Raw genomic sequence first — 23,975 nt, forward strand, 5'->3', positions numbered from 1 at the left:
TCTTCAAGCGAGCGCCTTCATGTCCCAGGTCACCGTCGTCAGCCATCCGCTCGTCCAGCACAAGCTGACCAAGATGCGGGACAAGCGGACCTCGACGAAGACCTTCCGGGCCCTGATGCGCGAGGTCGCGACTCTGATCTGCTACGAGATCACCCGCGACCTGCCGATGGACGCGGTCCAGATCGAGACCCCCGTCGCCCCGACCACGGCCTATGAGATCGCCGGCAAGAAGCTGGTCTTCGCGCCGATCCTGCGGGCGGGCCTGGGCATGTGCGAGGGGATGCTGGACCTCGTGCCCTCGGCGCGCGTGGCCCACATCGGCCTTTATCGCGATCACGAGACGCTCGAGGCGGTCGAGTACTATTTCAAGGCGCCGGAGGATATCGCCGGCCGCCTGGTCATCGTCGTCGATCCAATGCTGGCCACGGGCCATTCGGCCATCGCGGCGATCTCGCGGCTGAAGGCCGCCGGCGTCACCAATCTGCGCTTCGTCTGCCTGCTGGCCGCCCAGCCGGGCGTCGAGGCGCTGCGGGCCGCGCATCCCGACGTGCCGATCTGGACGGCTGCGGTCGACGCGACGTTGAACGAGCACGGCTACATCGTGCCGGGCCTGGGCGACGCCGGCGACCGGACGTTCGGGACGCGTTGATGAGCCGAAACCTCGCCCTTCGACAAGCTCAGGGTGAGCTTTGGCGCGGAGTAGCCCTCACCCTGAGCCCGTCGTAGGGCGAGGGCGGGCCACTCGTCGCTACTTCTTGGCGTCCTTGACGGCGTCCTTCAGTTCGCCCTGCCTCAGGTTGCCGGCGACCTTGTCCTTCTTGCCTTCGTTCTTCAGGTCCTTGTCGCCGACGACCTTGCCGACGCCGGACTCGACCTTGCCGATCGTCTCCTGCTTGCGGCCGGCTTCTTTGTCGCAGGCGCTCAAGGTCGTCAGCGCGATCATCGAGGCCAGGGCGAAGGCGAGGGGACGTTGCAAGGTCATGGGTAAAGCTCCGTGTTGTCCGCAAGGAACGCGAACGGAGCCCTGGCGATCCGGGCCTAGTTCGGCAGCGCCTTGACGAAGGCCTTCACCACGGCCGCGGAATTGTCCGAGGCCAGGGCCATGAAGGTGTGCATCTCGTTGGCGCCCGCGCCGCCGCCGGCCAGGTCCGACAGGCTGCGGAAGGCGATGAACGGGGTCGCGTTGACCAAGGCCACGTGGGCGACGGCGGCGCTCTCCATGTCCACGACGCGAGCCTCGAAGGTCGCGCGCAGGTATTTGCGGTAGCCGGCGTTGTCGAGGAACACCGGGGCCGAGACGCCGTTGCCGCCCACCACCACCTTGGGCGGATGGACCAGGCACTTGTCGACGGCGCAGCGTTGCAAAGCGACCTCGGCGGCGACCTCGCGGGCGGTGGCTAGCAGGGCCGGATCGGCCGGGAACCAGACGCGGGCCGGCGCCGACAGGTCGGTCCCCGGCAGGATGATCGCGCGGGGATAGATCATCCCGTAGTTGGCCAGCGGACTGTTGCGGATGGCGGGCGAGACCTCGAAACCCTTATCCGTCTCGCGGGCGAAGGCGCTTTCCAGGTTCTGGGCCCACTGGTCGGCGACCACCACGTCACCGATGTCCAGCCCCTCGTCGACGCCGCCGGCGATGCCGGAGAATACGATGCGGGTGATGTTGAAGCGGTCCAGCGCCATCTGGGTGGTCATGGCCGCGTTGACCATCGACACGCCGCTGAGGAACACCACGACCGGCTTGCCCTCGAGCCGACCCGTCGTGAACCGGACGCCGTGGACGTCGAAGGTCTTCTGCTCACTGGTCGCGGCGTTCAGCGCGCCGATTTCGGGCGGGAAGGCCGAGATCACCGCCACGCGCGGGGTCTCGTCCAATCTTTGCGCCATGGCCGGCGCGCCAACGAGGAACAGGCAGGCCAGGACGAGGGCGGCCAAGGAAGGAAAGGACGGACGCATGGCGACTCCGAGGCGAAACTGCCTCTGCTTAGCGGTCCAGCCGCTCGGCCCCAAGGGTGGAAGCCTTTCCAGCGGCCTTCATTTGAATTGTGATCGCGAAACGGGAAGTCTTTAACAGATATCCGAAACCGCGTAGGCCGTTGGCTCGATGTCCAGACGTGTTCCTCTGATCTATGTCGCCGACGACGACGCGGCGACGCTCGAGCTGGTCGAGGCCTATCTGGCCCGCGACGGGCTTGAGGTGGTGGGCTTTCCGGCCGCCGACCGGCTGATGGCGGCGATCCCCGCGCGCCGGCCCGACGCCATCCTGCTGGACGTGCGTATCCCCGGTCAGAGCGGGCTAGACGCCCTGAAGGCGCTGAAGGAGTCGGAAGCCGCCGACATCCCGGTGCTGATGCTGACCGGCGATGGCCGCCTGGACCGCATCGTCCAGGCCATGCAGCTGGGCGCCAAGGGCTATGTGATGAAGCCGTTCGATGGTCCCAAGCTGGTCGCCGAAGTCCTGGCGATGCTGGAGTCCGCCTAGAGCCTGTCTGTTTCTGATGGAATCATCAGAAACAGACAGGCTCTATCTCAAGCATTTGGAGCGTGGCGGGCGCCGAAACCGCTCACACTTTCGGCTGCCACGCTCTAAGGTCAGCCGATCAGGCTCTTCAGCCAGGCCACGACCTCGCCGCACCACGCCAGGAAGTTCTCGAACACGCTGACGGGCCTGGCTGGAGGCGGCGGCTTGCTCTCGACCGGCGTGAACCAGCTGGGCGCGGCCGGCGGGGCGCAATTCATCCTCATGCCAACGCCCTTCAGATAGCCGCGTCGTACGCCGCCGGACTGGATGGCCTTGGCGATGGCCCGATCGTGCTTGGCCGCGCCGGTCAGGCGACGGATCCAGCCACGGAACGGCAGCAGGTCGTGGGTCGTGTCGCGGACCCCGGCCACCCCGGCGCCATAGGCCGCGTCGGCGACCTTCTTGCCGCGCGAGCGGTCGTCGGGCGGCGGGGCTTCGTCGAGGTCGGGGCCCAGGGCCGCGTCCAGCCGGCCGATTTCGGCGGCGATCGGCTCGCAGCGGGTCAGGCCCGTGAGGTCGTAGGGATCGGTGACCGCGCGGGCCAGGACCGGCGGAATCGACTTCCGCTTGAGGTTCAGGTCCTCCAGCGGCGCGGTGGCGGCGTCGCGGAAGGTGTCGTGCTGCTGCAGCGTGCCTGGGTCGGCTTCAGCGAGCGCCGGGCCGGCCAGGGTCAGCAACAGCAGGGCGGGGACCAGGCGCATCACGGCCGCCGCACGACCTGGCCGCCCTTCATGACGAGGACGACGTCCTGGGTGGCCTCGATCGTCCGGGTCGGATCGCCCTTCACCGCCACGATGTCGGCGAGGTAGCCGGGCTTCAGCTGGCCGAGGTCATTGGCCCGGCCCAGCACCTTGGCGTCGACGGCGGTGGCGGCCAACAGGGCCTGCGCGGGGCTCATGCCCTCCTTGACCAGCCAGACGAGTTCGCGGGCGTTGTCGCCGTGCCTGAAGACGCCGACGTCGCTGCCCATGCCGATGGTGACGCCGTTCTTCACCGCCAGCTTGAAGGCGCGCTCGGCGTTGACCATGGCGGCGGTCGGCGGGGTCTTGCCGGCGACGTAGCCGCCGAAATAGGTCGAGGTGCTCTCCACCGCCGTCAGGGTCGGGAAGAACACCACGCCCTTCTCGGCCATCAGCTTGAAGGTGGCGTCGCTGCCGCCATAGCCGTGCTCGATGGTGTCGACGCCCGCCACGATCGCCCGGCGCATGCCTTCGTCGCTGGAGGCGTGGGCCGAGACCGGCCGGCCGCTGGAATGGGCCGCGTCGACCAGGGCCTTCAACTCCTCGATCGAGAAGGTCGGCTGGGTCGAGCCGTCTGGACCGACGCGGTAGTCGGCGTAGACCTTGATCCAGTCCGCCCCGGCGCCGGCCTGCTCGCGCACGGCCTTGATCACCTCGGGCACGCCGCTGGCTTCCTGGGCGCCCTGGGGCAGCTCGGCTTCGGGATTGTAGTTCTTGCGGGCCGGACCGTACGAGCCGGTGGCCACGATCGCCTTGGTCGCCACGAACAGGCGCGGACCCGGGATCAGGCCGTCATTGATCGCCTTGCGCAGCGGAACGTCCGCCGCGCCGACGCCCTCGGTCCCGAGATCGCGCAGGGTGGTGAAGCCGGCCTCCAGCGTCGCCTTGGCCTGCACCGCCGCCCGCAGCGCGCGGTAGGTCGGCGTCTCCTTCAGCACCTGATCGTCCCACAGGGTCTCGTTATAGGGGTGCAGGAAGAGGTGGCTGTGCAGGTCCATCAGGCCCGGGATCACGGTTGTGTCGGGCAGGTCGACGATCTCCGCGCCCGCGGCGTCGATCTGGGCGGCGGGGCCGACGGCGGCGATCTTGCCGTCCTTGACCAGCACGGCCCAGCCCTCGCGCGGCGGGCCGGCGTTCTCGGCCGTCCAGACCCGGGCGGGCTTGAGCAGCACGGACTGGGCGGCGACCGCGAGGTCGGGCGCCAGGATCAGGGCAAGGACGGAGAGCAGACGGCGCATGGGACGACTCGTGTTTGACGCCACGCAGCTAAGCCGAAATCGCCCAACCACCAAAGCGATCAGACGCCAAGGCGCAGATGGATCAGCGGGTAGGGGCGGCCCTGGCCGTCGGTGGCCGACCAGCCGATGCGTTCGAAGCCCATGTGCTCGTAGAAGCCGACGGCCTGGCCGTTCTGTTCGTTGACGTCGGTGGTCAGGACCGGGTGAACCGCCAGGGCGTAGTCGATCAACATGGCGCCGACGCCGGCCCCGCGATGCTGGGGATCGATGAACAGGGCCTCCATGTGGCCGTCGACGATCAGCATGAAGCCCAGCGGTCGATCGCGGTCGTCGACGGCCAGCATCAGCGGCGCGGTCGGCAGGAAGCGCTCGACGTCGCGACCGATCGCGGCCCGGTCCTCCGGCGTCAGAAAGTCATGGGTGGCGTCGACGGCGGCGGCCCAGATCTCGACGACGCGAGCGCCGTCTTCCGGACGCGAGGGGCGGAGCTTGATCATGGCGGTGACCTAACCCGCCGCCGCTTTCCGCGCCAGCCGATCGGCCGGTTCCGACATATTTCGCGGCGCCCCTGATAAACGTGGCCATGGCTCCCCATATGAGGATCAGTCGCCGTCGGGAGCGAACCGCATCGCGGTCAACGCTCGGGCTTGGCGACGCTTGAGATTCTCCAAATGGACTGGCTCTTTCAGCTTTCGGCCGCCTGCGTCATCGCCGCGGCGATGATGCTTCCTATTTTCCGTTTCTTCACCGTGGCGCCGAGCCGCTCGCGCGCGACCAACCGCCCGTCCAAGGCGACGCCGCGATGAAAACCTATTCAGGCACGCTGCCCTCGCCCCTGCGCGGACTGAACGATCCCCGCTCGACGGGCGGCCCGCCGCCCCTGAAGCGCGTGGATACCGTCGCGCAACGGGGCACCAAGACGTCCTGATAAGGACGTCTGATCTCCGGCGGTTGAACGTTCAATGACAAAGGGCCGGCGCTGATGCGCCGGCCCTTTCTCGTTAAGCCGTTAGAACCGGTCAGATTTCCTGATTGTACTTGCCGACCCGGTCGCCCAGGCGGGGCTTCACTTCCTCGCGGAAGAGGGCGCGCATGTCGTCCTCGGACCGGGTGCTCTCGACCACGACCACGATCTCCGGCTTGTTCGACGAGGCGCGGACCAGCACCCATGAGCCGTCTTCCAGGTGGACGCGCACGCCGTTGACCGTGATCACCTCGGTGATCTTGCGGCCCAGGATCGAACCGCCGGCGGCGAACAGGTTCTCGTATTCCTTCACCACGTCGTCGACCACGCCGTACTTCACCTCGTCGCCGCAGTGCGGGCTCATGGTCAGCGAGGTGAAGGCCACCGGCAGGGCCTTGCGCATGTCCGACAGCTTCATGCCCGGATTGCGGTCCAGCATGGCCAGGATGGCCGCCGCCGCCGTCAGGCCGCAGTCGTAGCCGTAGCCCAGCTCGCCGTTCATGAAGAAGTGGCCGCTCTTCTCGAAGCCGGCCAGAGCCCCCAGTTCGGCGCTTTTGCGCTTGATGTAGCTGTGACCGGTCTTCCAGTAGATGACCTTGCAGCCGTGGGCGGCCAGGATCGGGTCGGTGGCGTAGAGGCCCGTCGACTTGACGTCGACCACGAAGGTCGCGCCCGGATGTAGCGGGGCCAGGTCGCGGGCCAGCATCAGGCCGATCTTGTCGGCGAAGATTTCCTCGCCCTCGTCGTCCACGACGCCGCAGCGGTCGCCGTCGCCGTCGAAGCCAAAGGCCAGGTCCGCCTTCTCCTCACGGACGGCGTGGGCCATCGCGTGCAGCATCTCGGCGTCTTCGGGGTTGGGATTGTACTTGGGGAAATTGAAGTCGAGATCGGTGTCCATCGGCACGACCTCGGCCACGCCCATCTTCTGCAGGGCCTCGACCACGAAGGCGCCGGCCGTGCCGTTGCCGCAGGCGGCGATCACCTTGAGGGGGCGGGTGATGCTGGCGCGCTTGGCGACGTCGTCGATATAACGCTGGGCCTCGCCCTGCACGCGGATCAGCTTGCCGCCGTCGCGCTCGACAAATTCGGCGCCCAGCACGATCGCCTTCAGGCGGCTCATCTCGTCGGGGCCGAAGGTCAGCGGACGCTGGGCGCCCATCTTCACGCCGGTCCAGCCGTTCTCGTTATGGCTGGCCGTGACCATGGCCACGCAGGGGATGTCGAGGTCGAACTGGGCGAAATAGGCGGTGGGCGAGAGGGCCAGACCGATGTCGTGGACCTCGCAGCCGGCGCTGATCAGGCCCAGCATCAGGGCGTTCTTGATCGAGGTCGAATAGGAGCGGAAGTCGTGGCCGACCACGATCTTCGACTGGCCTAGTTCGTGGATGTAGGTGCCGAGACCCAGGCCCAGCGCCTGAACGCCCAGAAGGTTGATCTCGGGCCCGAACAGCCAGCGCGCGTCGTACTCGCGAAAGCCGGTCGCCTTGACCAACGGCTCGTTCTCGTAGGCGGCGGTATTCGGGACGAGGTCGGAGCGCGGCGCGGAGAACATCGAAAGCTCGCTTCAGTTTAGGTGACGTGGCTTTAGCCGCCCAAAGACCGGGCGACTAGCGCGTTCACATGACAAAGTTCGATAAAGTCGAATGTGACCTAGATCACGCCGGCCCGGAGTAGGTCGTGAACATGCAGCACGCCGACCGGGCGTCCGGCGTCGACCACGAACAGCACGGTGATGCGGCGCTCGTTCATGACCTTCAGCGCCTCGGCGGCCAGGGCGCCAGGCGCGATGGTCAGCGGATGCTGGGTCATGACCTGGCCGGCCGTGTGCTGAAGAAGGCCGTCCATGTGCCGGCGCAGGTCGCCGTCGGTGATCAGGCCGGTCAGCAGGCCCCCGCCGTCGACGACGCCGACCGCGCCGAAGCGCTTCTCGCTCATCACCAGCAGGGCGTCGGGCATGGCCGCGTCGGCGCTCACCAAGGGGAGCTCGTCCTGCCCATGCATCAGGTCGGCGACGGTGCGCAACATGGCGCCCAGCTTGCCGCCCGGGTGGAAGACGCGGAAGTCGCTGGCCGTGAAGCCGCGCCGCTCCAGCAAGGCCACGGCCAGGGCGTCGCCCAGGGCGATCTGCAGGGTCGTCGACGTGGTCGGCGCATTGACCTCGGCCGTGGCTTCCGGCGCGTCGGGCAGCAGCAGCAGGATGTCCGCCGCCTCGCCCAGCGGGCTGTCGGCCACGGCGGTCATGGCCACCAGCGGGATCGAGAAGCGCTTGGCGTAGGCCAGGGTGTCGGAGAGCTCGCGCCCCGCGCCCGACTTCGACAGGGCCAGGATCACGTCGTCGGGACCGATCATGCCGAGGTCGCCGTGGCTGGCCTCGGCCGGATGAACGAACATGGCCGAGGTGCCGGTCGAGGCCAGGGTGGCGGCGATCTTGCGCGCCACGTGGCCAGACTTGCCCATGCCGGTGCAGACGACCCGGCCCTTGGCGTCGAACACGGCCTCGACCGCGCGGACGAAGGTCTCGCCCAGCGACTCGGCCAGGGTGTTGAGCGCGTCGGCCTCCCTGCTCAGCACGCGACGGCCGACCGCGACGGCGTCGAAAGCGCTCATTGCGGGGCCTGCGGCGGGGCCTGGGTCGGCATCTGGCCCACGGCCTCGACAGCCTTCTTGGCGGCCTGGTCGCGGCGGATCGCGGCGTCCTTCTCCTTTTGGATCCGGGCCTTCATCTCCGGCGTCTGCTGCACGGGCGTGTGGCCGAACGGACCCCAGGAACGGGCGCCCTGGCCTTGCGGCCAGACGAGGGACAGGGCGATCAGCGCGGCGGCGACCAGTCCCATCAGCGGCATGAAAATGCGATCAGGCATGGCCCGCCTATAGCATGCGCCGCGGCGCGGGGGAGGGGGAAGAGGAGGGAGGCGGACGTATCGCGCCTTGCTCCGCGCTTGACGCTGCGGCCGCGGAGCCTTAGCCCGCGCCCATACCTCCCCGATCCGCGAAGGAAGCCGCCCGATGCCGACCCTCGTCCTGCTCCGCCATGGCCAGAGCCAGTGGAACCTGGAAAACCGCTTCACGGGCTGGGTCGACGTCGACCTGACCGCCGAGGGCGAGGCCCAGGCCAAGAAGGGCGGCGAACTGATCAAGGCCGCCGGCATCCAGATCGACCACGCCTTCACCTCGGTTCAGACCCGGGCCATTCGCACTGGCAATCTGGCCCTGGACGCCGCCAAGCAGAGCTTCGTGCCGGTGACCAAGGACTGGCGTCTGAACGAGCGTCACTACGGCGGCCTGACGGGCCTGAACAAGGCCGAGACGGCCGAGAAGCACGGTGTCGAGCAGGTCACCGTCTGGCGTCGCTCGTACGATATCCCGCCGCCGGAGCTGGCCGCGGGCGGCGAGTACGACTTCAGCAAGGACCGCCGCTACAAGGGCGCCGATCTGCCGTCGACCGAGAGCCTGGCCACGACCCTGGTGCGCGTTCTGCCCTACTGGGAAAGCGATATCGCCCCGCACCTGAAGGCCGGCGAGACGGTCCTGATCGCGGCCCACGGCAATTCGCTGCGCGCCATCGTCAAGCATCTGTTCAACGTGCCGAACGACAAGATCGTCGGCGTCGAGATCCCGACGGGCAATCCGCTGGTCATCGAGCTCGACGACCAGCTCAAGCCGACCAGCGCTCGCTACCTGGACGAAAGCCGGGCGGAAGCTCTGCCCCAAGTTGGGTAAAATTCTGGCTAAGCTTCACCAGAAACCCTTGGAAACACGACGTTAATTTTGCTCTGCGCATGGTGATCCCCTATCCGGGATTCCATGCCAGACATGAGCGCCGCCGCCAGCACGACACAGGAATACAAGCGCCTGACGCAGCATGATGTCGACGTCATCTGCGCCAAGCACGATCGCCTGTGGTCGGCCCGCCTGGGCGGCGCGCGCGCCGTGTTCGCCTTCTGCGATCTGTCGGGTCTGTCGATGACCGGCCGCAATCTGTGCGACGCCGACTTCACCGGCGCGATGATGGTCGGCTGCGACCTGCGCAAGACCAAGCTGGACAACGCCAATCTCTACGGCGCGGATCTGCAGGGAGCGGACCTGACGGACGCTTCGATGCGTCGCGCCGACCTGCGCGGCTCCAGCCTGCGCGGCGCCAACCTGACCGGCGCCGACATGTTCGAGTCCGACCTGCGCGAAGGCTCCATCGCCGCCGCCGACCGCAAGGAAGGCTATCGCGTCATCGAGCCGGTCCAGCGCGAGGCCTACGCCAAGGGCGCCAACCTGTCGGGCGCGAATCTCGAGCGGTCGCGCCTGTCGGGCATCGTCGCCACCAAGGCCGACTTCAGCGACGCGATCCTCAAGGACGCCAAGCTGGTCCGCGCCAACCTCAAGCAGGCCAATTTCAACGGGGCGAACCTGGCCGGGGCCGACCTGTCGGGCGCCAATCTGGCCGGGGCCGACCTGCGCAACACGATCCTGGTCGGCGCCAAGACCATGTCGTGGAACATCAACGACACCAATCTGGAAGGGGCCCTGACCGACAAGCCGTCGGGCACCAGCGTCTCGGACCTGCCGTACGAGCAGATGATCGCCGACCACGCGCGATGGATCGACACGGGCGGCGCCGAGGGCAAGCCGTCGGTGTTCGACAAGGCCGACCTGCGCAATCTGCGTTCGGTGCGGGGCTTCAACCTGACGGCCCTCTCGGCCAAGGCCGCGGTGTTCTACGGCCTCGACATGGAAGGCGTGCAGATGCAGGGCGCGCAGCTGGACGGCGCCGACCTGCGCGCCTGCAACCTGCGTCGGGCCGATCTGCGCGGCGCGCGGCTGAAGGGCGCCAAGCTGACCGGCTCGGACCTGCGCGACGCCCAGCTGGGGCCGCTGCTGATCGCCGCCGACCGCGTGCTGCCAGTGGACCTGACCGGCGCCATCCTGGCCAACGCCGATCTGGCGCGCGCCGACCTTCGCCAGGCCCGGATGGCCGGGGCGGACGTGTCGCGCGCCAACTTCACCGGAGCTCAGCTCAAGGACGTCGACCTGACCGGCGCGATCCGCCTGGCGGCGCGCGGCTTGGACGACGTGATCTGAGAAAATAACGCGACAAAAGGACGCATGCTTAACGCTTCGCTCGTCCCTCGTCGCTAGAGTGCGCGTAACTCAGAAAAGCACCTAACGGGGAACCAACGTTATGAACGCCGCGCAAAGCGTGGTCGGGCGTCGTCGCCTGAGCCAAGCCGAGCTCGACATGATCGTAACGGCGCACGAGAAATTCGTTACCGGCAAGCAGGGCGGCAAACGCGCCTCCCTACGCTTCATGCAGCTGTCGGGCCTAGATCTGTCGTTCCGGAATCTGACTGACGCGGACCTGACCGCTTCCGTCCTCGAAAATTGCCGCATGGTCCGCACCAAGCTGGACCGCGCCAGCCTGTTTGGCTGCGACCTGCGCAAGAGCGACATGCGACAGGCTTCGCTGGTCCGCGCGGATCTGCGCGGCGCCTGCCTGCGCGGCGCCAACCTCGCCCAGGCCGACCTGACCCAGGCCGACTTCCGCGAAGGTCAGATCGCCATCCCGCATCCCCGCAAGGGCCTCGAAACCATGCGCCACGAAACCCGCCAGGGGGAGGTGGACGAGGTCAACTTCTCGGGCGCCACCCTGGACGGCTCGCAGTTCGAGGGCGTCTCCGCGTTCAAGGCCGACTTCAGCGACTGCTCGCTGAGGGGCGCCAAGCTGGCGGGCGCGAACCTCAAGGAAGCCAATCTGGTCGGGGCCATCCTCGACGGGGCCGACGTCAAGGGCTGCAATCTCGAAGGCGCGAACCTGTCGGGCGCGGTGATGGCCGGGGTGGACACCTCCACGGCCCGCACCAGCGGCGCCAGCATGACCGGCGCGGTGGTCACGGTGACCCGCGAGGCGATCGGCAAGGCTCAGGAACTTTACAATCGCTGCCTGGGCAACCAGCGCTGGTGCCAGACCGGCGGCAAGGAGGGCGCGGCCGCCCGCCTGGACGGCGAGGACCTGCGTCCGCTGGGCGACAAGCTGAAGGGTCTGCGCCTGACGGCGATGAGCGCCAAGGGCGCCTGCATGGTCGGCCTGGATCTCTCGGGCGCTCAGCTGCAGGGCGCGAACCTGCAGAACGCCGACCTGCGCATGGCCAACCTGACCAAGGCGGATCTGCGCGGCGCCCGGTTGACCGGCGCCAACCTGACCAAGGCGGACCTGCGCCAGGCCTTCCTGTCGCCGCTGCCGCTGGGGCCGGCGCGCCAGACCCAGTCGAACCTGCAGGGCGCGCGCATACGCTACGCCATGGTCCAGGCCGCCGATCTCAGCGAAGCCATCTTCGACGGCGCCGACCTGCGCGGTTCGGACTTCACCGGCGCGCGGATCGCCAAGGCCAGCTTCCGCGACATGGATCTGAGCCAGGTCCAGGGCCTGGATTTCTCGCTGCCCTGAACGGAAAAAGGCGGCGCATCGCTGCGCCGCCCAAGTTCAGAGGGGATTGAGGGGAGACTAGGGAGAGGCGCCGTTAGGCGGCCTTTTCGCCTTCGATCAGGGTCGAAGCGGCTTTCGACTTGATCTCCACCGTACGGGGCTTCAGGGCCTCCGGCAGTTCACGCTTCAGCGCGATCGACAGCAGGCCGTTCGACAGATCGGCGTCTTCGACGATCAGGTAGTCGGTCAGCTGGAACTTGCGCTCGAAGTTGCGCTCGGCGAGCCCGCGGTGCAGGTACTGCTTGGCGTCGCCGTCATTGGCGGCCTTGCGGCCGGTGACGGTCAGCAGGTTTTCCTTCACCTCGACGGTCAGTTCGTCCGGCTTGAAACCGGCCACCGCGATCTCGATGCGGTAGTCGTTCTCGCCGGTGCGTTCGATGTTGTAGGGGGGATAGCCCGAGGCCGCTTCGGTGCGGGCGGCGGCGTCCAGCTGGTCGGCGAGGCGGTCGAAGCCGACGAGCGAGCGGTACAGGGGCGAAAGGTCGATCGTACGCATAGGGTCAGATCCTTCTCTTCAAGCAAGGTCTTCGAATGTTTCGTCCCGTCGGCGACCCGAAATCGGCATCGCCAGGTGGTCCGGAAGGCCCGGGTGTCCAGCGCCTTCGTGAAAATAGTTGGTGAGCGGATTCCCGGGTTCAAGGGGGCGCAAGCTCGCAGAACGTGAATCGTTTGACGCACCGGCCGCCCCGGCTAAGGTCGCGGCCTCCGTTATGCCGAAGGACACGCCCCCCCATGCCGCTTCGCCGCCACATGCTGTTGCTCGCCGCCGCCATCTCCCTGGCCGCGCCCGCCGCCTTCGCCTCGACCGACCAGGCCCTGAAGGCCGCCGTCGCCTCGCCGACCCGTCCCGCCGGCGATGTCGCCCGCGACGGCGCGCGTCACCCCGTCGAGAGCCTGACCTTCTGGGGCCTGAAGCCCAAGCAGACCGTGATCGAGATCTCGCCCGGCGGCGGCTACTGGACCGAGATCCTCGCGCCCTACGCCAAGGCGACCGGCGGGACCTACGTCGCCGGCGTCGCCGATCTGTCGAACCCCAAGATTTCGGAAGGGGCCAAGAAGGGGCGCGCCGACTTCGAGGCCCGCTTCGCCGACGCGGCCAAGTACGGCAAGCCGCAATTCGTCAATTTCGGCGCCCAGTCGGGCCCGCTGGGCGCGCCCGGTTCGGCCGATCTCGTGCTGACCGCCCGCAACGTCCACAACTGGACCCAGGCGCCGGGCATGGCCGACAAGGTGTTCGCCGACTTCTTCGCCGTGCTGAAGCCCGGCGGCGTGCTGGCCGTCGAGGATCACCGCGCCGATCCGCGCTCGGAAAAGGACGCCGGCGCCGACGGCTATCTGAACACCGCCACCGTGATCGCCCTGGCCGAGAAGGCCGGCTTCAAGCTGGACGCCAAGTCCGAGATCAACGCCAACCCCAAGGACACCAAGGACCACCCCTTCGGCGTCTGGACCCTGCCGCCGACCAAGCGCACCGCGCCGGGCGGCCAGCCCGCCAATCCGAATTTCGATCGCACGAAGTACGACGCGATCGGCGAGAGCGACCGCATGACCCTGCGCTTCCGCAAGCCCGCCTAGGTTTGGCCCGCCTGACTTTGGTCAAGGTCGGCTGGCAGGCTGGCTGCATTACGGGGGAATGATGCTTCCAGCTCGGTATTGGTCGCGGCGAGGAGTCCTGGCGAGCGTTGGCGCGCTGGGACTCTCGGCCTGCGGCAAGAAGAACGACCCGGCCAAGACCGAGGCCAAGGCGGCCCAGAAGGCCGGGCCGGCGACCATCGAGGCGGTCGTGGCCGGCGACTGGCGCCTGCCCGCCGACCGCGCCCGCGACGCCTGGCGCCATCCGGTCGAGACCCTGAAGTTCTGGGGGCTGAAGCCCGGCCAGACGGTGGTCGAGTTCTGGCCCGGCGCGGGCTGGTACACCGACATCCTGGCGCCTTTCCTGGCCGAGACCCACGGCAAGCTCTACGAAGCCGAACTGCAGACCGACGATCCGTCGGAGCCGGCCGCGGCGGAGATCGTCGAGGCCTACCGTCGCAAGCTGTCGGAAAAGAAGAAGATCTACGGCGAGGTGACCTTCACCGCCTTCGGCCCGACCAGCGGTCCGGTGGCCCCGGCGGAGACGGTCGACCTGGTGCTGTTCCTGCGCAACCTGCACAACTGGATGGCCGGCGGCATCGCCGAGAAGGCCTTCAAGGACGCCCTGGCGGCCCTGAAGCCGGGCGGTATCCTGGGCGTCGAGGAGCACCGCGGCGAGCCCGGCCGGGTGCAGGATGTGCTGGCCGCCGACGGCTATGTGCAGCAGGACTACGTGATCCAGATGGCCAGGGAGGCCGGTTTTGTCCTGGCCGGGACCAGCGAGATCAACGCCAACGCCAGGGACACAAAGGACCACCCGTTCGGCGTCTGGACCCTGCCGCCGACGCGCCTTTCCGCACCCCGTGGGGAGCCGGCCGAGTCTGGCTTCGACCATTCCAAATATGACGCCATCGGCGAAAGCGACCGCATGACCCTCAAGTTCGTGAAGCCCAAATGAAACGCGCCGCTTCGCTGATCCTGATCGCCGCCCTGGCCGCCTCCACGCCCGCCTTGGCCGAGAAGACCGCGCCGGCCTCCAAGGTGCTGCCGTTCCTGGACCGCTATCTCAAGGTTCCGGCCGCCGAACGAGCGCGGGTCAAGCTGTCCTACGCCCTCAAGCGCGACGGCAAGCCCGCGTCGAACCTGAAGGTCGTCATGGTGGAGAAGAACGGCGCGCGCACGCCGCTGCCGGTCAACGCCGACGGTTATTTCGACAGCCTGCCGACCTTGTCTCAGCTCGACGGCGACCCGACCCTGGTTCTCGACGTGCCATCCGACGCCAAGATGGGCTCGATGATGAACTTTGGCGCTCAACTGAAGCCGGCCGCCGAGTATGACGCCCGCGAGCTGGTCGCGACGGTCAACGAGGCCAACACCGTGATCGGCAAGGCCGCCGGTCCGATGGCGTTCATGGCTCCGAAGATGACCGGCGTCGCCTTTCCCAAAGCCGACGGCGGCGTGGCGATCTTCGCCGATGGACACATCGCGTCGCTGCCGCGGGCAGAAGGGACGCCCTATTTCCGTCCCGCCGATCATCAGGGCGCCGTACGGGTAAAGTTGACAAAAACGCCAACTAAGGTCGGGTTCTACGACGGGAAGAAATAAGACCCTGGGTCGTCTGAACGGTGTTTACTTAACAGGACGGCCCGGTCTAGCTATTCGCCACACTTTTTCGCGCAGAGGGAGATCGCGCTCATGGCCACGCTTCAGGAAATCACCGATCGCATCAAGGGCGCCGTGGGCGACGACAGCGGTCTCGGCAAGAGCCTCAAGTTTGATCTGAAGGACGCCGGCGTCATCCATATCGATGGCGGCTCGGTGACCAACGAAGACAAGCCCGCCGACCTGACCATGACGCTCAGCCTGGACGATCTGCTGGCCATGGGCGCCGGCTCGCTGGACCCGACCATGGCGGTCATGACCGGCAAGCTGAAGCTGTCGGACATGGGCACGGCCATGGCGCTGCAGCCCAAGATGGGCGCGCTGTTCGCCAAGATGCGCTAACTTGAGATGATGGAAGAACCGGCGCGTCTGGTCTCGATTCCCGAGGCTCCGGTTCCCGATCACGGCCCAAATTCGACTGGGGCCGAATGGTTTAGCGGCGCGGATGGGGCGACCCTCCGCGCCGCGACGTTTTTCCCGCAAGGGCCCGCGCGGGGTTCGGTGGTGGTCAGCCCCGGACGCAGCGAGCCGATCGAGAAATATTTCGAGGTCGTCGAGGACCTTCTGAGCCGCGGCTTCGCCGTGCTGCTGCATGACTGGCGAGGGCAGGGGCTGTCGGCCCGCGGCCTGCCGGACCGCCTCAGGGGCCATGCCCGGGGCTTCAAGACCTTCATTTCCGACCACAAGGCGCTGCTCGACACGTTCGAGGCGCGGATGCCCAGACCGTGGATCGCCGTCTCCCACTCGATGGGCGGCTGCCTGACCATGCTGGCCCTGGCCCATGGCGAGACCCGCTTCGACGCCGCCGTGCTGTCCGCGCCGATGCTGGGCCTGAACACCGCGGGCGTGCCGCCCTGGCTGGCCAGGCCGCTGGCCTGGACGATGTCGCGGGTCGGTCTGGCCGGCGACTATGTGTCCGCCGCCTACGACCCGCTGGTCCAGACCTTCCAGGGCGACGCCCTGACCCATGACGAGACGCGCTTTGATCGCTACCAGGCGCAGCTAAGGGCCGATCCTGAGATCGCCCTGGGCGGGATGACCTGGGGCTGGGCCGACTTCGCGATCTCGGCCTGCGCCTGGTTGCGCGGAAGCAAGGGCGTCGAGGAGATCCAGATCCCCGTGACCATCGTCGGGGCCGAACTGGACAACCGCGTGCTGAACGCCGACGCGGAGTCGATCGCCCGCCGCATCCCCAAGGGCCGCTATGTCGAGGTCCCGGGCGCGTTCCACGAGATCCTGATCGAGACCGATCCCCGCCGGGCGCTGTTCTGGAAGACCTTCGACGAGGCGGTCGATCCGGTCGCTCCGCGCGAGCCGTTTATTTCGCCGAACGCTTCAGACTGACCAGGGCCTCGTCCAGCGGGCGGCGATCGCCCGAGATGACCATCTGGCCGCCGTTCGGGCCGACCGGCTCGCCGCGCCAGTTGGTGACCAGGCCGCCGGCGCCCTCGATCACGGGGATGGCGGCCTCGATGTCCCAGGATTTGAGGCCGGCCTCGATGACCATGTCCATCTTGCCCATGGCGACCATGGCGTAGGCGTAGGCGTCGCAGCCCAGGCGGGCCAGCTTGGCGGCCGAGCGCACCTGCAGCCAGGCGCCGCGTTCGGCCCCGTCGAAGCAGGCGTCGGGATCGGTGGTGGCGATGACGGCGTCGGTCAGGTCGGCGCATTCGCGGACCCTGATCGGCGTCTCCCGGCCCTGCGCCAGCAGGCGCGAGCCGCCGGCGTGGCCGATGAACAGCTCGCCGACATAGGGCTGGCCGATCGAGCCCAGCACCGGGCGACCCTGATGGCGCAGGCCGACCAGGGTGGTCCACAGCGGCAGGCCGGAGATGAAGGCGCGCGTGCCATCGATCGGGTCCAGCACCCAGACGAACTCTGCGTCCGGACGGTCCTCGCCGTACTCCTCGCCGATCACGCCGTGCTCGGGGAACCGCTCGCCGATCAGCTTGCGGATCGCCGCTTCCGCGCCGCGGTCGGCCTCGGTCACGGGGTCGAACGCCGCGTGGCTGTCGCGCGGGAGGTTCTTGCCGGCTCCCTTGTCCTCCAGGCCATGGTCGGCCCGGAACAGCGGCAAGATCGCATCCGCGGACGCGCGGTTCAGATCGATGATGAAGGCGTCGAGCGCCGTGAGCCGGTCAGCGGAAAGCGTCATGAGCGGGGGTTTAGCGCCCCCGCCTCACGTAAGCTACCGTTGTCAGGCGTCCGCGTGCTCGGGACCGCCGCCGTTCAGCGATTTGGCCAGGTCCAGCAGGCGACGGCGCGGACGCTCGCCCAGCAGGTAGTAGGCGCGGATCAGGTCCAGCGTCTCCTTGCGAGCGAACATTTCGCCGCCCTCGGCCGACTCGCCGGCGCTCTCGCGGCGCACGTCCGACAGGCCGTCGTAGAAGTAGCCGACCGGCACTTCCAGGGCCTCGGACAGTTGCCACAGACGCGCGGCGGAGATGCGGTTGGCGCCGCACTCGTACTTTTGAATCTGCTGGAATCGCACGCCGACGGCGCCCGCCAGTTGTTGCTGGGTCAAACCCAGCAGACGACGGCGGCGACGCAGGCGTTTGCCCAGGTGCGTATCGATGTCGTTACCCATGGAAGCCGTGCCCCCTAGCTTTCTCGAGCCGTCCCGAAACGGAACGGCCTGGGCTGACAGCCGCAAGTCGCGTGCCGGGCAAGAGCGCGTTGGTCCAAAGGCGCGCGCGGCTTCGCCGCCCAACGTGCTCTGGGCGACGTTGCGCGAGATATGCGAGACAGCCTACTTAGGACCTATGTCGGATAAGCGTCAGCCCTGGGTTCAGGACATTCTGTGGCGGTTGGAGGCCCTGGGCTTCGACCTCTTTATCGGCGCTGTGCGTCTGATGGGCGTGGACCGCGCTTCGGACTTCGGCGGCTGGCTGGGCCGCACGTTCGGGCCGCTCAGCGGCGCGCACAAGGTGGCGACCCGAAATCTGAAGCTGGCCTTTCCGGAAAAGGACGCCGCCTGGCACGCGCGGATTCTGGACGAGCAATGGGAGGGCCTGGGCCGCTCGTTCGCCGAGTTTCCGTTGATGGACAAGATCCTGCCGTCCACCGGCCGGGTCGAGGTGGTCAATGCCGAGCGTCTGGCGCAGATCGCCGAGCAGAAGACGCCGGTGGTGTTCGTGTCAGGCCATCTGTCGAACTGGGAGGTCATGCCCGCGGCCATCGTCGACAGCGGCGTGATCTGCGAGATGACCTATCGCGCGGCCAACAACCCCTATGTCGACAAGCGCATCCGCGACAGCCGCTTCCGCTACGGGGTGCGGCTGTTCGCGCCCAAGGGCGGCGACGGGTCCCGCGAACTGCTGAAGGGCATGATGGAGGGACGGTCGGTCGCCCTGATGAACGATCAGAAGTTCAACAGCGGCGTGGCGGCCCCGTTCTTCGGCCACGACGCTCGCACCGCGCCGGCTCCGACGCGGATGGCGATCCGTTTTGGCACGGTGCTGCAGCCGATGTCCGTGCAGCGGTTGAAGGGCGCGCGGTTCCGGGCGGTGGTGCACGCGCCGATCGTCCCGCCCAACACGGGCAACCGCACGGCCGACATCGAGGCCGGGGTGCGGATGATCAACGCCTTCATGGAAGACCGCATCCGCGAGCGGCCGGCCGAGTGGTTCTGGGTTCACCGCCGCTGGCCGAACGAGGTCTATGCGGAACTGGCCGAGCGCGAACGCGCGGCCCAGGACGCCAGCGCCTAGAGCCCTTTAGCAGGCTCTAGATCTCCAGCGTGTCGGCGGGCGCGTCCTTCTCGCCGGAGCGGCGGAAGGGGCCGCTATAGTGCGGGTCGACGCGACGGCGGCGGCAGGGGCCGAAATAGTCCCCCGAACGGATGAACGGCCGCGGGTGGAAGATCACCGTGTTGATCCGGTCCAGCAGCGAGCGGGCCGTCACCGGCTTGACCACCACCTCGGTCACCCCGGCGTCGCGGGCCTCGAACACGCGGTGACGCTCGGCGAAGCCGGTCAGCATGATGACGGGCAGGAACGGGTCGACGCTGTCGGGCGAGTTGCGGACCAACTGGGTGAACTGCACCCCGTCCAGGGGGGTCATCTTGAAGTCGACGATGGCGATGTCGGTCTGCCAGTCGCGCAGGATCTGCAGGCCCTCGGCCCCGTCCATGGCTTCACGGATGTGCCGAACGCCCACGCCCTTGAGGATCGCGGAGACGATCGACCGGATGTGCTGGTTATCATCCACCAGCAAAAAGCGCAGCTTTTCGAACGCCGCCGACATGCGGAAGCCGCCTCCTCAAATCATACGGGAAGATCGGAACCCCGAAGCCGCTCCCCCGCGTCTCCATGTCCCGATGCGGCGGCATAGCTACCTAAGGATTGAAATTCGCGCCAGGGGCGAAATGCCAGAATTTCAAGCGCGGAAGGGGCCGGCGCCGACCAGCAGTGACGGGTCGAGATTGCGGCCGCGCCACTTCATGCGCCAGCACAGATGCGGCCCGGTCGCCCGGCCTGCCTTTCCCGTCTCGGCGATCAGCTGGCCCTGCTTGACGTAAGTGCCCGCCGGGACGAGGATTTTCGACAGGTGAAGATAGGCGGTGACCAGGCCCTGGCCGTGATCGACCAGGACGAGACCGCCTTCGTAGTGCAATCCGGTCTCGGCGAAACACACCAGGCCGCCGGCCGGCGCACGCACCGGCGCGCCCACGGGCGTGGCCAGATCAACCCCATAATGGGGACGTTTGGGCTCGCCGTTGAGGATGCGCTGGCCGCCGAACCGGGCCGAACGCCGCGCGCCTGCAACCGGAAGTATGAAGCCGTCGCGGAATCCCTCCAGGTCGACCTGGCTGGCGAAGCCGGCCACCTTGCGCAGGTTCTCGGCGGTGATCCGCTCCAGCAGCGCCGGGTCGGTCGGCGTCACCTGTTCGGGCGGCAGGCCATCGATGCGCTGGACGTCGAAGTCGCCGATCGCGACAGCCCGCTCGTCGGAGGCCGAGCCGTCGGGCGTAGTGATCGTCATCTTGCTGGTCGGCGGCGCATCGCGGTCGAAGCCGATCACGAACCAGCCCTCCGCCGAGGCGGTGGTCAGCACCTGGCCGTCGAGATCGATCACCGCGCGAGGCGTGGTGCGGCCCACCGCGTAGCCGCCCTGGACGAACTTGCCCGTCAGCGACAGGCCCGGCGCGGCGGCGCGGGTCGTCGTCGTGAGGGCGGCCGAGAGCGGAAGCGCGGCGAGGACCGCGCGGCGGCTCAGACTCCCTGCCAACGCTTCAGCGCCTCGGCGGGACCGGCATAGGCTTCCTGGTGCTCGGGGCTCCAGTAGCGCAGGCCCTCCAGCGGGATCTGCTTGTTGGTGATGGCGCACAGCACGAAGCGGCCGGGGCTGAGCACGGCGTACTCGCCGTCGCCATAGTGCAGGACGGCCAAGCCGTCGGACTTGCCGAGATCACGATCGAAAGCGTTCATGGCTCTTACTCTACGCCAATGTGGGGCTTCAGAACAGATCGCCCTGATCGATCGGCGCCGCCGCCGGCTTGGGGCGGGGCTTCTGCGCGGGGACGGACACCGGCGCTGGCGGTGGGACGAACCCGCCTTCGCCGTCTATCACCGCGTCGCGGTCGCCGCTCTTGAACTTCAGGTTCACGCGTTCGCCGGAGACAAGGTCGGCCGCCGAACGCGCCAGCGTTCCGTCGCCCTTGCGGACCAGGGCGAAGCCCAGTTCCAGCGGCCGCTCGGGGTTCAGCGACTGGCGCAGCTTTTCCAGGCTGGACAGGCGGTCGACATCGCGCTGCAGGCGACGTTTCCCCGCCGCGTTCAGGCGCTGCCACAGGGCGGGCAGGCGAGCGTGCTGGGCGACGCGGTCGGGCGCGCGGCGGGCGGCCAGGTCCAGGCGGCGGCCAAGGTCGCCCACACGCTCGGCCTTGATGGCGCGCTGCCGGGTCAGCACCTCCGGCGTCAGGCGCGCGGTGACCTTCAGCAGCGCCTGGGCGTGGACGGTGGTGTTGCGGTGCAGGGCCGCGTCGAGGCGTCCGGAGGCGATGTCGAAGCGCTGCTGGGCCAGGGCCAGGATGTCGTCGGGACGCGGCAGGCCGCGCGCGGCGCTGACCAGGCGCGTGCGGCGGTCCTCGATCAGGCGCGCGCCCGAGCGGTTCAGGCGGCGGTCGAAGTCCGAGATCAGGGCGCGCAGCTCGGCCAGCACCGGCGTCGCCATTTCGGCGGCGGCCGTCGGGGTGGGGGCGCGGCGGTCGGAGACGAAGTCGATCAGGGTGGTGTCGGTCTCGTGACCGACCGCCGAGATCAGCGGGATGGTTCCCTCGGCCACGGTGCGGGCCAGGCCCTCGTCGTTGAAGGCCCAGAGGTCTTCGACCGAACCGCCGCCGCGCGCCACGATCAGGATGTCGGGGCGCGGCACGGGGCCGCCGGGTTGGATGGCGTTGAAGCCGCGGATGGCCGCGCTGACCTGGCCGGCGGCGGCGTCACCTTGGACGACGCACGGCCAGACCAGCACCTGGCAGGGCCAGCGGTCGCGGATGCGATGGAGAATGTCGCGGATCACCGCGCCGGTCGGGCTGGTGATGACGCCGACCACGGCCGGCATCGAGGGCAGGGGCTTCTTGCGCTCGGGCGCGAACAGGCCCTCGGCGGCCAGCTTGGCCTTCAGGCGTTCGAGTTGCGCCAGAAGCGCGCCGACGCCGGCGGCTTCCATGCTGTCGATGACGATCTGGTAGCGCGAACCGGCCGGATAGGTGGTGATCTTGCCGGTGACGATGACCTCGAGCCCATGCTCGGGCCGCACGCTCAAGGCCCGGACATTGCCCTTCCAGACCACGCCGTCGATCGCGGACTTGTCGTCCTTGATGGTCAGGTAGACGTGGCCGTTGCCGTGGTGAGTGACCTTGGACAGCTCGCCGCGCAGCCGCACGAAGCCGTAGCGGTCCTCCAGCGTCCGCTTCAGGGCGAAGGCCAGCTCGGAGACCGAATAGGGCGGGGCGTTGGAATCGTTCGGCGCGAGGTCCGTCATGCGCCCTATCTAGAACGTCCCCCGGAAATGGAAAATCCCAGGCAGTCGCGAGACCGCCCCGACAAATGGAAAATCCCGGGGCGCGTGAGCGCCCCGGGATCCGCCGCCTGAGAGACTATTGTTGTTCTTAGATGTAGCGGCGAAGCGAACGGGCGAGCTCGGTGGCGCCGCCCTTCTTCTTGGTCTGCTGCGGCTGGTAGGCCACGCGGGCGTGCTCGATGCAGTAGGGGCCGTCCGACGAGCGACGGCCGCAGAAGGTGAAGCCGTCCGTCGAAGGATCGCCGATCGGCCACTTGCACATGTGCGCGCCCAGGGTCAGCACGGTGGCCGAGCCTGGCTCCTCATGCCGGAAGGCCGGCAGCGATGGCGGCGTCGAGGCCGAGGCCGCCGGAACCGACGACGGCGCCTCGACCGGCGTCACGCGACGCGGCGCCGACGGCATGGCCTGGGCGGCCGGACGCGCCGGACGCGGAGCCTTGAACGCCGGACGCGCCGGCTGCGAGGGGGCCGCGCGGCCCGAGAGGCCCAGGCGGTGCACCTTGCCGATGACGGCGTTGCGCGTGACGCCGCCCAGTTGTTTGGCGATCTGGCTGGCGGAAAGGCCGTCCAGCCAGAGCTTCTTCAAGGTCGAAACCCGTTCGTCGGTCCAGCTCATAACCCGTCTCCGCCGTTTGGATGGAGGTGAAGCGCGTCCCCACGCTCCTCACCCCATATCTGGTGTTCAAACCGCCCCGCCGGCGGTCGTCCTACTAGATATCGTAAAGAATGTGTTAAGGCGCACAATAGGCGGTAACGACTCTGTCCACAGAAACAAGATGTTGATTCCGGCAAGCCCAAGCTTGCGGAAAGGCGCCTCAGGGCGCACATGGCCAAGCAACACAACGGGTTGAGCGTATGAGAGACATGGCCGACAGCGTCATTCCGCCGCAGCCGCGCGACTATCACGGCTGGAATTGGTCCGGGTTCGCCACGCTGTATCAGCGCGAAATCCGCCGGTTCTGGAAGGTCGGCACCCAGACAGTGGCCGCGCCGGTGGTCACCACCTTGCTCTACATGCTGGTCTTCGTGGTCGCCGTGGGCGCCAGCCGGCCGGCCGTGGGCGGGGTGACCTTCGGCCATTTCGTGGCCCCGGGCCTGATCATGATGGCGATCCTGAACAACGCCTTCGCCAATTCCTCGTCGTCGCTGATCCAGGCCAAGATGATGGGCCTGACGCCGGACTTCCTGACCCCGCCGCTGTCGGCGCTGGAGCAGGTCCTGGGTTTCGCCCTGGGCGCGGCGACGCGCGGCGTGGTGGTCGGAGCCGTCACCGCCCTGGTCATCGGCGTGCTGCCGGGCGCGGGGCTGCAGCTGGCCCACCCCTGGGCCATCGTCTATTTCGCCGTGACGGCTTCGCTGATCCTGGGCCTAGCCGGCATTTTGGCCGGCCTGTGGGCCGAGAAGTTCGACCAGCTGGCGGCCGTGACCAACTTCCTGATCATGCCGATGACCTTCCTGTCGGGCACCTTCTACCTGGTCGACAAGCTGCCCGAGCCGTTCCGCTCGGCCAGCCATTTCAACCCGTTCTTCTATCTGATCGACGGCTTCCGTTACGGCTTCATCGGCCACGCCGACGGCTCGATCCTGATCGGCGTGATCAGCATGGGCGTGCTGACCACGGGCATGTTCCTGTGGTGCTGGCGCCTGTTCGTCACCGGCTATCGCCTGAAGAGCTGAGGCCGCCGGCGTCGGCGAGCCGAAAACTCGTCGGTTTTTCAGCGGCCTTCACAGTCCGTTGATTGACAGGACGTCGTTCCACGGCGACAACCTGCGGCCTTCC

29 protein-coding genes are annotated in these 23,975 nt (G+C 68.0%); 13 read left to right on the forward strand and 16 right to left on the reverse strand.

Annotated elements, in window-relative coordinates:
- Nucleotides 1-19 precede the first annotated feature (19 nt).
- Nucleotides 20-649 (forward strand): uracil phosphoribosyltransferase, encoded by a 630-nt coding sequence (upp, locus tag AC1RNC_RS19125; RefSeq protein ID WP_492887885.1) that lies wholly within the window; start codon nt 20-22, stop codon nt 647-649.
- 99 nt (nt 650-748) lie between these two features.
- Here the strand turns inward: upp and AC1RNC_RS19130 are convergent, their stop codons facing one another.
- Nucleotides 749-982 (reverse strand): CsbD family protein, encoded by a 234-nt coding sequence (locus AC1RNC_RS19130; RefSeq protein WP_492887886.1) that lies wholly within the window; start codon nt 980-982, stop codon nt 749-751.
- Between the two features lie 56 nt (nt 983-1,038).
- Nucleotides 1,039-1,956, reverse strand: a complete 918-nt coding sequence (locus tag AC1RNC_RS19135; protein ID WP_492887887.1) for a 5'-methylthioadenosine/S-adenosylhomocysteine nucleosidase — start codon at nt 1,954-1,956, stop codon at nt 1,039-1,041.
- Between the two features lie 148 nt (nt 1,957-2,104).
- Between AC1RNC_RS19135 and AC1RNC_RS19140 the strand changes: the two genes are divergently transcribed.
- Nucleotides 2,105-2,482, forward strand: a complete 378-nt coding sequence (locus AC1RNC_RS19140) for a response regulator (protein ID WP_492839966.1) — start codon at nt 2,105-2,107, stop codon at nt 2,480-2,482.
- 110 nt (nt 2,483-2,592) lie between these two features.
- Here AC1RNC_RS19140 and AC1RNC_RS19145 read toward each other — a convergent pair whose 3' ends face one another.
- From AC1RNC_RS19145 to AC1RNC_RS19155, 3 genes are read right to left on the reverse strand one after another with little or no spacing between them, the layout of a single operon-like run.
- Entirely contained in the window at nt 2,593-3,222 is a 630-nt protein-coding gene (locus tag AC1RNC_RS19145; RefSeq protein ID WP_492887888.1) for a hypothetical protein, read from the reverse strand.
- Nucleotides 3,222-4,499, reverse strand: a complete 1,278-nt coding sequence (locus AC1RNC_RS19150; RefSeq protein WP_492887889.1) for a metal-dependent hydrolase family protein — start codon at nt 4,497-4,499, stop codon at nt 3,222-3,224. Before AC1RNC_RS19150 ends, AC1RNC_RS19145 begins: the two co-directional genes overlap by 1 nt.
- 59 nt (nt 4,500-4,558) lie before the next feature.
- Complete coding sequence (locus tag AC1RNC_RS19155; protein WP_492887890.1) at nt 4,559-4,996, reverse strand: acetyltransferase; 438 nt, start codon at nt 4,994-4,996, stop codon at nt 4,559-4,561.
- Between the two features lie 150 nt (nt 4,997-5,146).
- On the opposite strand from AC1RNC_RS19155, the gene AC1RNC_RS19160 reads away from it, so the two are divergent.
- Nucleotides 5,147-5,305 carry a hypothetical protein gene (locus AC1RNC_RS19160; RefSeq protein ID WP_492887891.1) on the forward strand — a complete coding sequence of 53 codons (159 nt, stop codon included), beginning with the start codon at nt 5,147-5,149 and terminating at the stop codon, nt 5,303-5,305.
- 213 nt (nt 5,306-5,518) lie between these two features.
- Here AC1RNC_RS19160 and AC1RNC_RS19165 read toward each other — a convergent pair whose 3' ends face one another.
- The 3 genes from AC1RNC_RS19165 to AC1RNC_RS19175 all read right to left on the reverse strand — a co-directional run bounded on the left by AC1RNC_RS19165 (nt 5,519) and on the right by AC1RNC_RS19175 (nt 8,306).
- Nucleotides 5,519-7,015, reverse strand: coding sequence for a phosphomannomutase/phosphoglucomutase (locus AC1RNC_RS19165; RefSeq protein ID WP_492887892.1), 1,497 nt, complete (start codon nt 7,013-7,015; stop codon nt 5,519-5,521).
- Between the two features lie 98 nt (nt 7,016-7,113).
- Nucleotides 7,114-8,070, reverse strand: a complete 957-nt coding sequence (locus AC1RNC_RS19170; RefSeq protein ID WP_492887893.1) for a KpsF/GutQ family sugar-phosphate isomerase — start codon at nt 8,068-8,070, stop codon at nt 7,114-7,116.
- Entirely contained in the window at nt 8,067-8,306 is a 240-nt protein-coding gene (locus tag AC1RNC_RS19175; RefSeq protein ID WP_492887958.1) for a hypothetical protein, read from the reverse strand. The genes AC1RNC_RS19170 and AC1RNC_RS19175 overlap by 4 nt, the downstream gene beginning before the upstream one ends.
- A 163-nt stretch (nt 8,307-8,469) precedes the next feature.
- Between AC1RNC_RS19175 and gpmA the strand changes: the two genes are divergently transcribed.
- The 3 genes from gpmA to AC1RNC_RS19190 all read left to right on the forward strand — a co-directional run bounded on the left by gpmA (nt 8,470) and on the right by AC1RNC_RS19190 (nt 11,899).
- Nucleotides 8,470-9,183, forward strand: a complete 714-nt coding sequence (gpmA, locus tag AC1RNC_RS19180) for a 2,3-diphosphoglycerate-dependent phosphoglycerate mutase (protein WP_492839974.1) — start codon at nt 8,470-8,472, stop codon at nt 9,181-9,183.
- Nucleotides 9,184-9,276: 93 nt separating this feature from the next.
- Complete coding sequence (locus AC1RNC_RS19185; protein WP_492887894.1) at nt 9,277-10,536, forward strand: pentapeptide repeat-containing protein; 1,260 nt, start codon at nt 9,277-9,279, stop codon at nt 10,534-10,536.
- A gap of 100 nt (nt 10,537-10,636) precedes the next feature.
- The gene (locus AC1RNC_RS19190; protein ID WP_492887895.1) at nt 10,637-11,899 is read left to right on the forward strand and encodes a pentapeptide repeat-containing protein; all 1,263 of its coding nucleotides are present in this window, start codon (nt 10,637-10,639) and stop codon (nt 11,897-11,899) included.
- A 73-nt stretch (nt 11,900-11,972) separates the two neighbouring features.
- Here AC1RNC_RS19190 and AC1RNC_RS19195 read toward each other — a convergent pair whose 3' ends face one another.
- Nucleotides 11,973-12,434 carry an Hsp20 family protein gene (locus AC1RNC_RS19195; RefSeq protein ID WP_492839977.1) on the reverse strand — a complete coding sequence of 154 codons (462 nt, stop codon included), beginning with the start codon at nt 12,432-12,434 and terminating at the stop codon, nt 11,973-11,975.
- A gap of 236 nt (nt 12,435-12,670) precedes the next feature.
- On the opposite strand from AC1RNC_RS19195, the gene AC1RNC_RS19200 reads away from it, so the two are divergent.
- From AC1RNC_RS19200 to AC1RNC_RS19220, 5 genes are all read left to right on the forward strand, one after another.
- Nucleotides 12,671-13,513, forward strand: coding sequence for a class I SAM-dependent methyltransferase (locus AC1RNC_RS19200; RefSeq protein WP_492887896.1), 843 nt, complete (start codon nt 12,671-12,673; stop codon nt 13,511-13,513).
- Between the two features lie 58 nt (nt 13,514-13,571).
- Nucleotides 13,572-14,468: a class I SAM-dependent methyltransferase gene (locus AC1RNC_RS19205; protein ID WP_492887897.1), complete on the forward strand. Its 897-nt coding sequence runs from the start codon at nt 13,572-13,574 to the stop codon at nt 14,466-14,468.
- Nucleotides 14,465-15,115 (forward strand): DUF2987 domain-containing protein, encoded by a 651-nt coding sequence (locus tag AC1RNC_RS19210; RefSeq protein WP_492887898.1) that lies wholly within the window; start codon nt 14,465-14,467, stop codon nt 15,113-15,115. Before AC1RNC_RS19205 ends, AC1RNC_RS19210 begins: the two co-directional genes overlap by 4 nt.
- Before the next feature lie 90 nt (nt 15,116-15,205).
- Entirely contained in the window at nt 15,206-15,514 is a 309-nt protein-coding gene (locus AC1RNC_RS19215; RefSeq protein WP_492887899.1) for an SCP2 sterol-binding domain-containing protein, read from the forward strand.
- Nucleotides 15,515-15,523: 9 nt separating this feature from the next.
- Entirely contained in the window at nt 15,524-16,516 is a 993-nt protein-coding gene (locus AC1RNC_RS19220) for an alpha/beta fold hydrolase (protein ID WP_492887959.1), read from the forward strand.
- Here AC1RNC_RS19220 and hisN read toward each other — a convergent pair.
- Both hisN and AC1RNC_RS19230 read right to left on the reverse strand, forming a co-directional pair.
- On the reverse strand, nt 16,491-17,327 hold the full coding sequence (gene hisN, locus AC1RNC_RS19225; RefSeq protein ID WP_492887900.1) for a histidinol-phosphatase: 837 nt from the start codon (nt 17,325-17,327) through the stop codon (nt 16,491-16,493). The genes AC1RNC_RS19220 and hisN overlap by 26 nt on opposite strands.
- 42 nt (nt 17,328-17,369) lie before the next feature.
- Entirely contained in the window at nt 17,370-17,759 is a 390-nt protein-coding gene (locus AC1RNC_RS19230) for a helix-turn-helix domain-containing protein (protein WP_125158674.1), read from the reverse strand.
- A gap of 175 nt (nt 17,760-17,934) precedes the next feature.
- Here AC1RNC_RS19230 and AC1RNC_RS19235 point away from each other — a divergent pair, with 175 nt between their 5' ends.
- On the forward strand, nt 17,935-18,882 hold the full coding sequence (locus AC1RNC_RS19235; RefSeq protein WP_492839984.1) for a lysophospholipid acyltransferase family protein: 948 nt from the start codon (nt 17,935-17,937) through the stop codon (nt 18,880-18,882).
- Between the two features lie 16 nt (nt 18,883-18,898).
- Here AC1RNC_RS19235 and AC1RNC_RS19240 read toward each other — a convergent pair whose 3' ends face one another.
- The 5 genes from AC1RNC_RS19240 to gcrA form a co-directional block, all read right to left on the reverse strand.
- Nucleotides 18,899-19,417 (reverse strand): response regulator, encoded by a 519-nt coding sequence (locus AC1RNC_RS19240; RefSeq protein ID WP_492839985.1) that lies wholly within the window; start codon nt 19,415-19,417, stop codon nt 18,899-18,901.
- Nucleotides 19,418-19,549: 132 nt separating this feature from the next.
- Complete coding sequence (locus AC1RNC_RS19245) at nt 19,550-20,401, reverse strand: M23 family metallopeptidase (RefSeq protein ID WP_492887901.1); 852 nt, start codon at nt 20,399-20,401, stop codon at nt 19,550-19,552.
- Nucleotides 20,386-20,601, reverse strand: a complete 216-nt coding sequence (locus AC1RNC_RS19250; protein ID WP_492887902.1) for a DUF2093 domain-containing protein — start codon at nt 20,599-20,601, stop codon at nt 20,386-20,388. The genes AC1RNC_RS19245 and AC1RNC_RS19250 overlap by 16 nt, the downstream gene beginning before the upstream one ends.
- A gap of 28 nt (nt 20,602-20,629) precedes the next feature.
- Nucleotides 20,630-22,156, reverse strand: coding sequence for an exodeoxyribonuclease VII large subunit (gene xseA, locus AC1RNC_RS19255; RefSeq protein ID WP_492887903.1), 1,527 nt, complete (start codon nt 22,154-22,156; stop codon nt 20,630-20,632).
- 127 nt (nt 22,157-22,283) lie between these two features.
- Nucleotides 22,284-22,811, reverse strand: a complete 528-nt coding sequence (gene gcrA / locus AC1RNC_RS19260) for a cell cycle sigma 70 cofactor GcrA (protein WP_492887904.1) — start codon at nt 22,809-22,811, stop codon at nt 22,284-22,286.
- A 239-nt stretch (nt 22,812-23,050) separates the two neighbouring features.
- On the opposite strand from gcrA, the gene AC1RNC_RS19265 reads away from it, so the two are divergent.
- Complete coding sequence (locus AC1RNC_RS19265) at nt 23,051-23,872, forward strand: ABC transporter permease (protein ID WP_492887905.1); 822 nt, start codon at nt 23,051-23,053, stop codon at nt 23,870-23,872.
- The last annotated feature ends 103 nt before the right edge of the window (nt 23,873-23,975 follow it).

The organism is Caulobacter sp. GW822-FHT01G02 (assembly GCF_058802865.1).

What these genes read in the sequence shown, in the direction of transcription:
- AC1RNC_RS19205 (WP_492887897.1), top strand. Translation starts at nt 13,572, where the DNA reads ATGATGCTTCCAGCTCGGTATTGGTCGCGGCGAGGAGTCCTGGCGAGC.
- AC1RNC_RS19240 (WP_492839985.1), bottom strand. Translation starts at nt 19,417, where the DNA reads ATGTCGGCGGCGTTCGAAAAGCTGCGCTTTTTGCTGGTGGATGATAAC.
- AC1RNC_RS19185 (WP_492887894.1), top strand. Translation starts at nt 9,277, where the DNA reads ATGAGCGCCGCCGCCAGCACGACACAGGAATACAAGCGCCTGACGCAG.
- AC1RNC_RS19215 (WP_492887899.1), top strand. Translation starts at nt 15,206, where the DNA reads ATGGCCACGCTTCAGGAAATCACCGATCGCATCAAGGGCGCCGTGGGC.
- AC1RNC_RS19230 (WP_125158674.1), bottom strand. Translation starts at nt 17,759, where the DNA reads ATGGGTAACGACATCGATACGCACCTGGGCAAACGCCTGCGTCGCCGC.
- AC1RNC_RS19200 (WP_492887896.1), top strand. Translation starts at nt 12,671, where the DNA reads ATGCCGCTTCGCCGCCACATGCTGTTGCTCGCCGCCGCCATCTCCCTG.
- hisN (WP_492887900.1), bottom strand. Translation starts at nt 17,327, where the DNA reads ATGACGCTTTCCGCTGACCGGCTCACGGCGCTCGACGCCTTCATCATC.
- xseA (WP_492887903.1), bottom strand. Translation starts at nt 22,156, where the DNA reads ATGACGGACCTCGCGCCGAACGATTCCAACGCCCCGCCCTATTCGGTC.
- AC1RNC_RS19265 (WP_492887905.1), top strand. Translation starts at nt 23,051, where the DNA reads ATGAGAGACATGGCCGACAGCGTCATTCCGCCGCAGCCGCGCGACTAT.
- AC1RNC_RS19130 (WP_492887886.1), bottom strand. Translation starts at nt 982, where the DNA reads ATGACCTTGCAACGTCCCCTCGCCTTCGCCCTGGCCTCGATGATCGCG.
- gcrA (WP_492887904.1), bottom strand. Translation starts at nt 22,811, where the DNA reads ATGAGCTGGACCGACGAACGGGTTTCGACCTTGAAGAAGCTCTGGCTG.
- AC1RNC_RS19140 (WP_492839966.1), top strand. Translation starts at nt 2,105, where the DNA reads ATGTCCAGACGTGTTCCTCTGATCTATGTCGCCGACGACGACGCGGCG.
- AC1RNC_RS19155 (WP_492887890.1), bottom strand. Translation starts at nt 4,996, where the DNA reads ATGATCAAGCTCCGCCCCTCGCGTCCGGAAGACGGCGCTCGCGTCGTC.
- AC1RNC_RS19175 (WP_492887958.1), bottom strand. Translation starts at nt 8,306, where the DNA reads ATGCCGCTGATGGGACTGGTCGCCGCCGCGCTGATCGCCCTGTCCCTC.
- AC1RNC_RS19220 (WP_492887959.1), top strand. Translation starts at nt 15,524, where the DNA reads ATGGAAGAACCGGCGCGTCTGGTCTCGATTCCCGAGGCTCCGGTTCCC.
- upp (WP_492887885.1), top strand. Translation starts at nt 20, where the DNA reads ATGTCCCAGGTCACCGTCGTCAGCCATCCGCTCGTCCAGCACAAGCTG.
- AC1RNC_RS19250 (WP_492887902.1), bottom strand. Translation starts at nt 20,601, where the DNA reads ATGAACGCTTTCGATCGTGATCTCGGCAAGTCCGACGGCTTGGCCGTC.
- AC1RNC_RS19170 (WP_492887893.1), bottom strand. Translation starts at nt 8,070, where the DNA reads ATGAGCGCTTTCGACGCCGTCGCGGTCGGCCGTCGCGTGCTGAGCAGG.
- AC1RNC_RS19150 (WP_492887889.1), bottom strand. Translation starts at nt 4,499, where the DNA reads ATGCGCCGTCTGCTCTCCGTCCTTGCCCTGATCCTGGCGCCCGACCTC.
- AC1RNC_RS19235 (WP_492839984.1), top strand. Translation starts at nt 17,935, where the DNA reads ATGTCGGATAAGCGTCAGCCCTGGGTTCAGGACATTCTGTGGCGGTTG.
- AC1RNC_RS19190 (WP_492887895.1), top strand. Translation starts at nt 10,637, where the DNA reads ATGAACGCCGCGCAAAGCGTGGTCGGGCGTCGTCGCCTGAGCCAAGCC.
- AC1RNC_RS19135 (WP_492887887.1), bottom strand. Translation starts at nt 1,956, where the DNA reads ATGCGTCCGTCCTTTCCTTCCTTGGCCGCCCTCGTCCTGGCCTGCCTG.
- AC1RNC_RS19145 (WP_492887888.1), bottom strand. Translation starts at nt 3,222, where the DNA reads ATGCGCCTGGTCCCCGCCCTGCTGTTGCTGACCCTGGCCGGCCCGGCG.
- gpmA (WP_492839974.1), top strand. Translation starts at nt 8,470, where the DNA reads ATGCCGACCCTCGTCCTGCTCCGCCATGGCCAGAGCCAGTGGAACCTG.
- AC1RNC_RS19210 (WP_492887898.1), top strand. Translation starts at nt 14,465, where the DNA reads ATGAAACGCGCCGCTTCGCTGATCCTGATCGCCGCCCTGGCCGCCTCC.
- AC1RNC_RS19195 (WP_492839977.1), bottom strand. Translation starts at nt 12,434, where the DNA reads ATGCGTACGATCGACCTTTCGCCCCTGTACCGCTCGCTCGTCGGCTTC.
- AC1RNC_RS19165 (WP_492887892.1), bottom strand. Translation starts at nt 7,015, where the DNA reads ATGTTCTCCGCGCCGCGCTCCGACCTCGTCCCGAATACCGCCGCCTAC.